Source organism: Pseudomonas sp. CDFA 610, from assembly GCF_021147865.1.
Classification (GTDB): Bacteria; Pseudomonadota; Gammaproteobacteria; order Pseudomonadales; family Pseudomonadaceae; genus Aquipseudomonas; species Aquipseudomonas alliivorans.
Window position 1 is genome coordinate 196,208 of record NZ_JAGTPM010000006.1, and the last position, 10,655, is coordinate 206,862.

The 10,655-nt window shown below is 57.4% G+C and carries 10 protein-coding genes and 1 pseudogene; 7 read left to right on the forward strand and 4 right to left on the reverse strand.

Annotated features, from left to right (window positions below; translation table 11 throughout):
* The first annotated feature begins 164 nt into the window (after positions 1-164).
* Complete coding sequence (locus KDX39_RS13150; protein ID WP_231660651.1) at positions 165-866, forward strand: MlaA family lipoprotein; 702 nt, start codon at positions 165-167, stop codon at positions 864-866.
* Positions 867-944: 78 nt separating this feature from the next.
* On the opposite strand, the gene KDX39_RS13155 is transcribed toward KDX39_RS13150, so the two are convergent.
* Positions 945-1,244: a PilZ domain-containing protein gene (locus tag KDX39_RS13155; protein ID WP_004881036.1), complete on the reverse strand. Its 300-nt coding sequence runs from the start codon at positions 1,242-1,244 to the stop codon at positions 945-947.
* A 266-nt stretch (positions 1,245-1,510) separates the two neighbouring features.
* Here KDX39_RS13155 and rssB point away from each other — a divergent pair, with 266 nt between their 5' ends.
* Entirely contained in the window at positions 1,511-2,692 is a 1,182-nt protein-coding gene (gene rssB, locus KDX39_RS13160) for a two-component system response regulator RssB (protein ID WP_231660652.1), read from the forward strand.
* Positions 2,692-3,177: an anti-sigma factor antagonist RssC gene (gene rssC, locus KDX39_RS13165; RefSeq protein ID WP_004881040.1), complete on the forward strand. Its 486-nt coding sequence runs from the start codon at positions 2,692-2,694 to the stop codon at positions 3,175-3,177. The genes rssB and rssC overlap by 1 nt, the downstream gene beginning before the upstream one ends.
* A gap of 78 nt (positions 3,178-3,255) precedes the next feature.
* On the opposite strand, the gene tal is transcribed toward rssC, so the two are convergent.
* Positions 3,256-4,191 carry a transaldolase gene (gene tal / locus KDX39_RS13170; protein WP_099228935.1) on the reverse strand — a complete coding sequence of 312 codons (936 nt, stop codon included), beginning with the start codon at positions 4,189-4,191 and terminating at the stop codon, positions 3,256-3,258.
* A gap of 259 nt (positions 4,192-4,450) precedes the next feature.
* Positions 4,451-6,622: a TonB-dependent siderophore receptor gene (locus KDX39_RS13175; RefSeq protein WP_231660653.1), complete on the reverse strand. Its 2,172-nt coding sequence runs from the start codon at positions 6,620-6,622 to the stop codon at positions 4,451-4,453.
* Positions 6,623-6,886: 264 nt separating this feature from the next.
* Between KDX39_RS13175 and KDX39_RS13180 the strand changes: the two genes are divergently transcribed.
* Together KDX39_RS13180 and KDX39_RS13185 are read left to right on the forward strand one after the other, a co-directional pair.
* Entirely contained in the window at positions 6,887-8,128 is a 1,242-nt protein-coding gene (locus KDX39_RS13180) for a M20/M25/M40 family metallo-hydrolase (protein WP_231660654.1), read from the forward strand.
* A 98-nt stretch (positions 8,129-8,226) separates the two neighbouring features.
* A complete protein-coding gene (locus KDX39_RS13185) occupies positions 8,227-8,637 on the forward strand; it encodes a LexA family protein (RefSeq protein WP_231660655.1) in 411 nt (136 codons plus the stop codon).
* A 225-nt stretch (positions 8,638-8,862) separates the two neighbouring features.
* Here the strand turns inward: KDX39_RS13185 and KDX39_RS26600 are convergent.
* A pseudogene (locus KDX39_RS26600) lies at positions 8,863-8,961 on the reverse strand (integrase); the annotation flags it as partial.
* A gap of 101 nt (positions 8,962-9,062) precedes the next feature.
* On the opposite strand from KDX39_RS26600, the gene dusA reads away from it, so the two are divergent.
* Positions 9,063-10,073 (forward strand): tRNA dihydrouridine(20/20a) synthase DusA, encoded by a 1,011-nt coding sequence (dusA, locus tag KDX39_RS13190; RefSeq protein WP_231660656.1) that lies wholly within the window; start codon positions 9,063-9,065, stop codon positions 10,071-10,073.
* Positions 10,074-10,218: 145 nt separating this feature from the next.
* On the forward strand, positions 10,219-10,650 hold the full coding sequence (locus KDX39_RS13195) for a universal stress protein (RefSeq protein WP_099226519.1): 432 nt from the start codon (positions 10,219-10,221) through the stop codon (positions 10,648-10,650).
* The last annotated feature ends 5 nt before the right edge of the window (positions 10,651-10,655 follow it).

The window sequence follows — 10,655 nt, forward strand, 5'->3', positions numbered from 1 at the left end:
GCTACAGCTCTTTTGTGACACTGCGATGAACGAGTGATGACTGCGTTTACCTGCGTTGCCTTACCGACAGAACTGCCTTATTTGTCACAGAACGCTTTATACTGCCGGTCCTTGCGTGTGGGGGCGTAGCACCCGCGTCATTATTTCGATCAGGAGTGTCAGCTATGCCCGTGACCGGTGCAGGCTTTATCAAACGTCTGGCTCAGTTGTCTTTCTGTGCCGGTATGGTACTGGTTCCAGTTGTCGCGCAGGCGGCAGAAGACGATCCGTGGGAAGGCGTCAACCGCGCGATCTTCCGCTTCAACGATGTCATTGATACCTACACGCTCAAGCCACTGGCGAAGGGTTATCAGTATGTTGCGCCTCAGTTCGTCGAGGACGGTGTGCACAACTTCTTCAACAACATCGGTGACGTAGGCAACCTTGCCAACGACGTACTGCAGGCCAAACCGGCGGCCGCCGGTGTCGATACCGCCCGCCTGATCTTCAATACCACCTTCGGCCTGCTGGGCTTCATCGATGTGGGCACCCACATGGGCCTGCAGCGCAACGACGAAGACTTCGGACAGACGCTCGGCTACTGGGGTGTCGGCAGCGGTCCTTTCGTTGTGATCCCTCTGCTGGGGCCGAGTACCGTGCGTGATGCCATCGCCAAGGTTCCGGACACTTACACCACGCCGTATCGTTATATCGACCACGTACCGACCCGTAACACCGCGCTGGGCGTGAATCTGGTCGATACCCGCGCCAGTCTGTTGTCGGCAGAGCGTATGATCAGTGGCGACCGTTACACATTCATCCGCAATGCCTATCTGCAGAACCGCGAGTTCAAGGTCAAGGACGGGCAGGTTGTAGACGATTTTTGATCGTCTCCGAGTGGCGTGATAACGAATAAAGGCGACCTTAGGTCGCCTTTATTGTTTTTCCGGAATGTGAACCGTGACTCACTTCATGGACACGATGGACAGGCCCAGTTTCTGTCCGCCGCCTTCTTCGTCCGTGACCCAGACCACTTCAGTATCAGCTTCCAGGCCCTTGAGCGCCGGATGATCGGAATCGATGCTGACGTTCAGCTTGTCCCCGACGCTGAACGAGCGGGGCGCCTGGACCTGCATGCCGGAGCTTGAAAGGTCAATGCACACGGCGGGAATAACCTGTCCCGCATGGATCAGGTTGACGTCTGCGTCCACGCGCATGCGAATGTAATCCCGTTTCTCCTCGTAGTCGCGATCAGTTCGACTCATGTCCAGTCCTTCGTTTTGGTTGCTGAGGTGACCGTTCTTATAACTCCCGGCGATTTGTGATGTAAAGAGCGCAAAGTCCGCGCCGGAGTACGCTTGAAACGCCCGTCGGATGGGAGTACCGTCTGCGCCTTGAAGGGCACCTCTGAAACACGATGCGCAACCCGGTTGCGCACGGATCGTTGAAGAGAGGCTAGAAGCGAATCCAGTAAGCAGGTTCCGGTTGACCGGGCCGCCTACGCAAACCTGATCTGGCGCCGTTTGCCCACATGCCAAAAACCAGTGCCACGCTGCTGATAATCGACGACGACGAAGTCGTGCGCGCAAGCCTTGCCGCCTATCTGGAAGACAGTGGCTTCAGCGTCCTGCAGGCAAGTAACGGCTTGCAGGGTATTCAGATATTCGAGCAGAAAACCCCTGATCTTGTGGTTTGCGACCTGCGCATGCCTCAGATGGGCGGTCTTGAGCTGATTCGTCAGGTGACGTCTATCGCTCCGCAAACGCCGGTCATCGTCGTTTCCGGTGCGGGCGTCATGAGCGACGCGGTCGAAGCGCTGCGTCTGGGCGCCGCCGATTACCTGATCAAGCCACTCGAAGACCTTGCCGTGCTTGAGCATTCAGTGCGTCGAGCGCTGGACAGGGCGCGCCTGCTCAAGGAAAACCAGGTCTACCGCGAGAAACTGGAAACAGCCAATCGCGAACTTGAAGCCAGCCTCCACCTGCTTCAGGAAGACCAGGATGCGGGCCGGCAAGTCCAGATGAACATGTTGCCGATCACGCCGTGGGCGATCGACGAGTTTCAGTTCGCCCACCAGATCATTCCTTCCTTGTACCTGTCAGGCGATTTTGTCGACTATTTCAGGGTCGATGAACGACGGGTTGCGTTTTATCTGGCCGACGTGTCCGGGCATGGTGCTTCCTCTGCATTCATCACTGTACTGCTGAAATTCATGACCACGCGTTTGCTGTTTGAATCCAAGCGCGGTGGGACCTTGCCTGAGTTCAAGCCTTCCGATGTACTGGGGCACATCAACCGTGGGCTCATCAGTTGCAAGCTGGGCAAGCACGTGACCATGGTCGGCGGCGTCATCGATGAAGAGTCGGGCAAGCTGACCTATGCCGTTGGCGGCCATCTGCCGCTGCCGGTGCTGTACACCGAGGGTCGGACGCGTTACCTGGAAGGGCGTGGGCTGCCGGTCGGGTTGTTCAACGAAGCGACGTATCAAGACCACGAAATGGACTTGCCAGCGTCGTTCAGTCTGACCATGCTGTCTGACGGCATACTCGATCTGTTGCCCGGTGATACACTCAAAGAGAAAGAAGCCGTGTTACCTGAGTTGGTGAAGACGGCCGGCGGCAGCCTGGATGGCTTGCGTCAGGTTTTTGAATTGGCAACGCTAGGGGAGATGCCGGATGATATCGCCTTGTTAGTGTTAAGCAGGAATCTTTAATGAGTACCGGTAGAATCCAGTTCGCCGAGCAGGAAGGCACCTTCGTTCTCAAGTTCGTGGGTGAAGTGCGGTTGACGCTGTGTTCGGCCCTGGACGCGACTATCGAGCGAATCTTCACTGCGTTGAATTTTTCGGCGGTAGTGATCGATTTGACCGAAACTCGCAGCATCGACAGCACGACGCTTGGTTTGCTGGCCAAACTTTCGATCCTGTCGCGTCAGAAAGTGGGGCTGTTGCCAACGCTGGTGACCACGCATGAAGACATCACGCGGTTGTTGCAGTCGATGGGTTTCGATCAGGTGTTCAACATCGTTGACCGGCCCATCCCGCGTCCTGAGTGCCTGACTGATCTGCCTTCGCAGGATCAATGCGAGGAAGTGGTCAAGGCCAAGGTGCTTGAAGCACACAAGATCCTCATGGGACTGAATGACTCCAATCGTGAAGCGTTCCATGACTTGGTGAACGCGCTCGAAGGCCAGCGCTGACCGCAGTTTTCGTCTGCGTCGCTGAATCGCAGTCAGCAAAAAGGGCGACACCCGTGAGGGTGTCGCCCTTTAGTGTTTTCAGGCCTTGGCGGAGAGCAGAGCCTCGAGCTTTTCCTGATCGCGAGCGAACTGACGGATACCTTCAGCCAGCTTCTCGGTGGCCATGGCATCTTCATTGGATGCCCAGCGGAACTGGCTTTCAGTCAGCTTATGGCCGGCCTTGCCATCTTCGCCGGGGTTGCCCGGAGCCAGTTTGCGCTCCAGCGTGCCGGTATCTTCAGCCAGTTGCTTCAGAAGGTCCGGGCTGATGGTCAAACGGTCGCAGCCCGCCAGTTGCTCGATCTGGTTCAGGTTGCGGAAGCTTGCGCCCATCACCACCGTCTTGTAATCGTTCGCCTTGTAATAGTTGTAGATGCGGGTCACGGACTGCACGCCCGGATCTTCGGCACCGGTGTAGTCCTGACCGGACGACTTCTTGTACCAGTCGTAGATGCGGCCCACGAACGGCGAAATCAGAAACACGCCTGCTTCGGCGCAGGCAATGGCCTGAGCGAACGAAAACAGCAGGGTCAGGTTGGTTTGAATACCGTCCTTCTCCAGCTTCTCTGCGGCGCGAATACCTTCCCAGGTGGACGCCAGCTTGATCAGCACGCGGTCACGGCTGATGCCGGCCGTATCGTACAGGCCGATGATGCGCTCGCTGCGCTCGATCAGGGCATTGGTGTCGAAAGAGAGGCGAGCATCCACTTCGGTGGAAACGCGGCCTGGAACGACCTTGAGAATTTCCTGGCCGATGGCTACGGCAAAGCGGTCGCAAGCCAGACCGATATCACCTTTGCTGCCGCTGAATGCGTCTGCCAGCAGTTGCGAGTTGCTCTCGCTCGACGCTGCCTTGAGCAGCAGAGAAGGGTTGGTGGTAGCGTCTTGTGGCTTGAGGCTTTTGATCGCGCCAAAGTCACCGGTGTCGGCAACAACGGTAGTGAATTGCTTGAGTTGATCCAGCTTGGAAGTCATGAGCGTGCTCTGTCCTGTGCGGTTGGATGACATTACCCGAGCGCTGCCGCCCACTCAAGGCCGTGGCGCATAAGGTTTGCGCATCAGCGGCGTCGAGGGTCGGCAATGTCGCGCAAACCTTGTCGAGAATGGTTTTGAGCCCACGGCGAGCTGCTTGTTCCCTGAACCTTGATTTAAGCGTTTTCCATCACGTCAAATGTTCACCATCGCATCCATCGAGCGACCAGGCCATTCTGACCGGCCTGGCCGTACGATCAAATCAAAGCGACCATTTCAACGAGAACATCACGTTGCGTGGATCACCGTAAACGCCGCTGCCGGTCGCAGTTGGAATGCCCTGCCAGTATTTCTCGTCAAGCACGTTATTCAGGTTCACTCGGGCGTCCCAGTGCTCGTCGAAACGATAGCCAGCCATCAGGCCTACCACCGCATACGAATCCTGTTCCGAGCGACCGGTGCCGACACGGTTGTAGGTGTCGCTCTGAGCGAGCACATCGGCCCCGATGCGCAATTTGCTGAAATCGCCCGACAGGTGATACGTGGTCGCGGCCTTGAACAGGTGCTTGGGTTGCTCAGCTGCGAATCGATCACCCTTGTCGAAGTTCCGGTCCTTGACGTACTGGCTCAGCACCAGCGTGTAGGACGCCGAGGCCTGCCAGTTCGGTGTGAGTTCGCCAGTCACTTCTGCGTCGATACCGCGACTGCGCACTTCGCCCGCTGCCTCGTAGCAGGTTCTGTTCTGTTGCTGGCAACTGGCAGGCGGATTGACGATGGCGTAAGCACGGTTTTCCTGGGTCATGTCGAACAGCGCAATGGAAGCGTTCAGGCCGCCGTTGAAGTATTCGCCCTTCAAACCGATCTCGTAGCTCTCGCCGGTCATGGGGTCAAGAATGGCGCCGCTCACATCCTGCTGGTTCTGTGGCTTGAAGATCTCGGTGTAGCTGGCATAAACCGAGTAGGTGTCGTTCAGGTCGTAGACGATGCCTGCATACGGCGTGACTTCGCGGGTGACCTTGTAATCGCCGGTGTTGGCCGAGCGATTCTGATAGTCGTACCAGCTCACCCGGCTGCCGACGATGATATGCAGCGGATCGATCGGGTTGAAACGGGCTGCCGCGTAGAGGCCGTCTTCTGTCGCGGTGTTCTGGCTGACATAGGCGGTGCGCGTGTTGATGTCTGGCTTGGGAATCACGTTCGGGTTGAAGTTGTAGATGTCGATTGGCGTCGAGCCATAGAAGCCGCCTTTCTGGTCGAACTTCTCCTCACGGCGGCTGACCCCCAGCATCAGGTCATGCTCGCGGCCGAACAGTTTGAAAGGGCCGGACAGCGAGCCGTCGATGTTGGTCTGTACATCGGTGGTGTCGTACTGGCCTGCCGCCTGGCCATAACCATTGCCATTGGCCGTGAGGTAATTGGAATACATGTCCGACTCGGCCCAGATCTTCGCCGCTGCGATCTTGCCGCTCCAGCCATTGTCGAGCCGGTGAGTGACGTCAGTGAATACACTGACGTTGTCCCGATCCCAGTAAGCCCAGTCGTTGCTCAGGAACGTGGAGCGGGGGAGGCCGAGGTACTGACCATTGGGTCCTGAAGGCAGGCTGCCCCAGTCCGAGGTCGCATCATCGCGCTGTTTCGACGCGCCGATGGTCCAGGTAGTCGATTCGTTCAGGTCTGCTTCCAGTATCCCGTAGAACGTCTGGCGTTCTTCGTCGCGCTCGTCAAGGAAACTGTTGCCCTTCTCATACGCGGTCACTACACGACCGCGCAAGGTGCCTGATTCGTTGAGCTTGTTGGAGGCGTCCACTTCGGTGCGGTAACGGTCCCAACTGCCAGCACTGGTGGTCACGCTGACTTGTGGAGTGGCGGTGGGACGCTTGCGGATCAGGTTCAGCGTTGCTGACGGGCTGCCCGCGCCTGTCATCAGGCCCGTGGCGCCGCGAACCACTTCGACACGGTCGTACATCGCCAGGTCAGCGCCAGAAATAGTGTCCAGCGTGAACGTGCTGACGATGGTCGGCAAACCGTCGTACATCAGGTTGTCGATGCTGAAACCGCGCGCCAGAAACTGCTGACGATCCGTACCGAACTTGCGCAGGATGATGCCCGGCGCATATTTCACGACATCGTTCAGATCGTTCATACCCTGATCTTCGATGCGTTGACGAGAGATCACGCTGACTGACTGTGGCGTTTCGCGAATCGACAGCGGCAACTTGGTGGCGGTGCTCATGGAGCCTGTGGTGTAGGAGCCGCTACCTTCGGTGGTAGCCGTTCCCGCTAAGCCCGCTCGGGAATTGATGTCGACATTGTCCAGCGTCAACGCGCCCGACTGAGTTTCGGTGGGCGGATTGGTTTGAGCGGGAGCCGCCAAGGCAGCGGTTGATGCGCCGATAATCGCAAGAGCGGTCAGCGAAGTGAGCGGACGAAACATGGTGGGTTTCCTACGATGGACCTTAGCGTTTGGCAAGTGGCGAACTACTTGAACAACGGGGCGCCGGACGTTTGGTCAGCCAGCGGGCTGGTCGCAGGATCCTAACAATTTTTTCACAATTGGATAAATGCTAATTACTATCAGTTACATTTGTATACATATTTGCATTTAGGGCATCGATCCTGCTCGGGTTTCTGGAAGTGGCGTTGTGGGGCAGGTTGCGTAAGATGACGTTTCAAACCGCAATGATCTGAGGGAACCAGCATGCAATTTCGACGTACATCGGTTGCGAGTGTCATCGCCTTCTCCGTCCTGTCTTTAGGCGCTTTCGCGTCGGATCTGCCGCCCGAGCAGTTACTTAAAAAGGCCGAAGCCGAACAAAAAGCCTACCTCGCGACCGTCAAGGAACTGGTGGACGTCGACACCGGCACGGGTCAGGCACCTGGCTTGAAAACCGTCAGCGCGCTGTTGGTCGAACGCCTGAAAGCGTTGGGAGCCGAAGTCACCACGACGCCTACGTCGCCCTCCGCAGGTGACAACATTGTCGGCACGCTGAAGGGCAGTGGCACGCGATCCTTTCTGCTGATGGTCCATTACGACACCGTCTTCGGGCCGGGCACTGCCGAGAAACGTCCATTCAAGCAAGACGGCGAGCGCGCCTACGGCCCAGGCGTTGCCGATGCCAAAGGTGGCGTGGCGATGATCCTGCATTCGCTGAAACTGCTTCAGGACCAGGGCTTCAAGGATTTCGGCACACTGACCGTGCTCTTCAACCCGGATGAAGAAACCGGCTCCAGCGGTTCGAAAAAAGTTATCGCCGAACTCGCCCGTCAGCACGACTATGTATTTTCCTACGAGCCACCGGACAAGGACGCCGTCACGGTCGCAACCAACGGCATCAACGGTGTACTGCTGGATGTGAAAGGCAAGTCTTCACACGCAGGTTCCGCGCCGGAAGCCGGGCGCAATGCGGCAATCGAATTGGCACACCAGATGCTGCAACTCAAGGACCTCGGCGATCCAGCCAAAGGCACAACGGTCAACTGGACGTTGATCAAAGGTGGTGAGAAACGCAACATCATCCCGTCCAGCGCCTCGGCCGAAGGCGACATGCGCTACTCCGACCTGAGCGAGAGCGATCGTGTGCTGGCCGACGCTCAGCGTATCGTGCAGAAAAAGCTCATTGATGGCACCGAAGTGACAGTGCGCCTGGAAAAAGGTCGCCCACCGTTGGCGAAGAATCCAGGTTCCGAGCAACTGGCAAAAACCGCCCAAGCGCTTTACGGAAAGATTGGCCGCAACATCGAACCCATTGCCATGCGCTTCGGCACTGACGCAGGCTATGCGTACGTGCCGGGCAGCGCCAAGCCGGCGGTGCTTGAGACGATGGGTGTCGTCGGGGCGGGTTTGCATGCCGATGACGAGTACATTGAACTGTCGAGCATTGCGCCCAGGCTTTACCTGACAGTGGCGCTGATCCAGCAGCTTTCGGAGTCCAAGCCCTGACACCACCTGTCGACATTTCTGATGTTCGCGGTTGACCTCGAACCTGATGCGCGATTAACTGTATATGCATACAGTTAATCACACAAAAGGCTCGCATCATGAGTGTCACATTCCTTGGCCCCTTGTCCGCAGGGGGCATCAAGCTTCCCATGATCTCCATGTCGTCCATCGGCTCGCAGTCGCCCGTGATCGAAAAACATGTCTCGATAGCGGAGCTTTGCGAAGTACGTGAACCGGACTTCTTCATTGCTTCGATTCAGGACGACAGCATGCAAGGGGAGCACATCAGCAAGGAAGACATGCTGATCGTCGACCGCGGACGCTACGCCGAGCATGGTGACATTGTCATTGCTTCGCTCAATGAGACACAGGTGTGCAGGCGTCTGCATATGCGCGGGAATGTCGTGATGCTGGAATCCAGCCACAAGGATTACCCGTCGCAGGCTGTCACGGATAATGATGATTTGATTATCCTGGGGGTGGTGACGCAGAGTTTGAGGCGGGTTTGATTGACGAGGACATTGATCGCTTGATGAGCTGATTTGCACTGAATGTCCAGCAAACGGCACACCCCATTCCGATCAGACCACCACGCTCTACCATCAAGGACCCACAGGATTTCCTGGGCCGTCTAGGCCGTGGTGCTTTTCGGTATGAAGGTACGGTCTGACCAATCAATGATCGGCAATGGGTTATTGAGCGGTAGTGATAGTGATGAGGTGCGCAACGCCAGGGCTATTCAGATAAACTGTGCGGCCGTCCCGGTTGATCCTGATCTGAGCCGTGTAGCTGACCGAATTATCCTTGCGTTTACGCATTGTGATCGTTTCCATTTTCCCTCTCTACATTCCTCATTCCGGTTGCTACATTGGAGCAACTGCTCCAAAAAAACCGCTTACAACGACCAGATTTTGCTACAAATAGGCCAGTGACCATGCAACCAGATATTGCCCAGAACCCCCGTCCCACAAGGCCCGCACTGTCCCACCGCTTCTCCGTTGCGCCGATGATGGATTGGACCGATCACCATTGCCGCTTCTTCCTGCGCCTGCTCTCCAGACACGCGTTGCTCTACACCGAAATGGTCACTACCGGTGCTTTGCTGCATGGCGACAGCGCGCGCTTTTTGAAGCATGACGAAACCGAGCATCCGTTGGCGCTGCAGTTGGGCGGGAGTACGGCGGGGGATCTTGCGGCGTGTGCGCGGATGGCGGAAGGGGTGGGGTATGACGAAGTCAATCTGAATGTCGGCTGCCCGAGTGATCGGGTGCAGAACAACATGATTGGCGCGTGCCTGATGGGGCATCCGGAGCTGGTGGCGGACTGCGTCAAGGCCATGCGCGATGCGGTGAGCATTCCGGTGACGGTCAAGCACCGTATCGGGATCAACGGCCGTGACAGCTATGAGCAGTTGTGTGATTTCGTCGGCAAGGTGCACGAGGCGGGTTGCGAGAGTTTCACGGTGCACGCGCGAATCGCGATTCTGGAAGGGCTGTCGCCGAAGGAAAATCGGGATATTCCTCCGCTGCGTTACGACGTGGTCGCGCAGTTGAAGAAGGATTTTCCGCAGCTTGAGATCGTCCTCAACGGGGGCATCAAAACGCTGGAGCAATGCCGGGAACATCTGCAGACCTTCGATGGCGTGATGCTGGGTCGTGAGGCGTATCACAATCCCTATCTGCTGGCGGAAGTGGATCAGCAGCTGTTCGGCAGCACCGCGCCGGTCATCAGTCGTGCCGAAGCGCTGGAGGCGTTGAGGCCTTATATCGAGTCGCATCTTGCCAGTGGCGGCAACATGCACCATGTCACCCGGCACGTGCTAGGGCTCGCTCAGGGCTTTCCTGGCGCGCGGCGTTTTCGGCAGTTGCTCTCGGTCGATATCCACAAACATGAAAACCCATTGATGCTGCTGGATCAGGCGGCGGCCTTCCTCGAAGGTCGCTAGGTTCGAGCAAACAGGTGTTTTCTCAATGACGTCTGGCCGCCCAGGCGTCGATTGTCTGCGCTGGGTCAAATCAATCACGCTTTACAGTAGCTGTGCCGCGCGGCTCAGGCTATGTTGACGGCATAATCCAACAAGGAAAGCCGCCATGCATAAAGTTCTTGTTCCTTTCGACGGTTCCGAGCACGCCACGCGAGCTCTCGGGTATGTCATTGAGCTGTCAGCCGATCTCAAAAAGTCGCTTGAGGTTCATCTGCTGAACGTACAGGCCAGTCCGATCGATTACAGCCTCTACCTGGCGCCGGACATGATCGAGGGTGTGAAGGCCGGTCTGAACAACGAAGGCAAACGTGTGCTGGATGATGCGATCGAACTGCTGACCGCTGCCGGAACACCCTTTCAGGCGCATGTCGATCTGGGCAATGTCGCGGAGCAGGTCGAGGCGCAGGTGCAGAAGCTGGGTTGCGACGCGATCGTCATGGGTACCCGCGGATTGAGCAGCGTGACGGGCCTGTTACTGGGCTCGGTCGCCACGCGGGTCATTCATGAAGCGTCGGTGCCGGTGACGCTTATCAAGTAAGCCGT

Bases quoted from the DNA above. Each gene is read 5' to 3' on its own strand.
- tal (WP_099228935.1), bottom strand. From the start codon at position 4,191: ATGACTTCCAAGCTGGATCAACTCAAGCAATTCACTACCGTTGTTGCC.
- KDX39_RS13175 (WP_231660653.1), bottom strand. From the start codon at position 6,622: ATGTTTCGTCCGCTCACTTCGCTGACCGCTCTTGCGATTATCGGCGCA.
- KDX39_RS13195 (WP_099226519.1), top strand. From the start codon at position 10,219: ATGCATAAAGTTCTTGTTCCTTTCGACGGTTCCGAGCACGCCACGCGA.
- KDX39_RS13155 (WP_004881036.1), bottom strand. From the start codon at position 1,244: ATGAGTCGAACTGATCGCGACTACGAGGAGAAACGGGATTACATTCGC.
- KDX39_RS13180 (WP_231660654.1), top strand. From the start codon at position 6,887: ATGCAATTTCGACGTACATCGGTTGCGAGTGTCATCGCCTTCTCCGTC.
- KDX39_RS13185 (WP_231660655.1), top strand. From the start codon at position 8,227: ATGAGTGTCACATTCCTTGGCCCCTTGTCCGCAGGGGGCATCAAGCTT.
- rssC (WP_004881040.1), top strand. From the start codon at position 2,692: ATGAGTACCGGTAGAATCCAGTTCGCCGAGCAGGAAGGCACCTTCGTT.
- KDX39_RS13150 (WP_231660651.1), top strand. From the start codon at position 165: ATGCCCGTGACCGGTGCAGGCTTTATCAAACGTCTGGCTCAGTTGTCT.
- rssB (WP_231660652.1), top strand. From the start codon at position 1,511: ATGCCAAAAACCAGTGCCACGCTGCTGATAATCGACGACGACGAAGTC.
- dusA (WP_231660656.1), top strand. From the start codon at position 9,063: ATGCAACCAGATATTGCCCAGAACCCCCGTCCCACAAGGCCCGCACTG.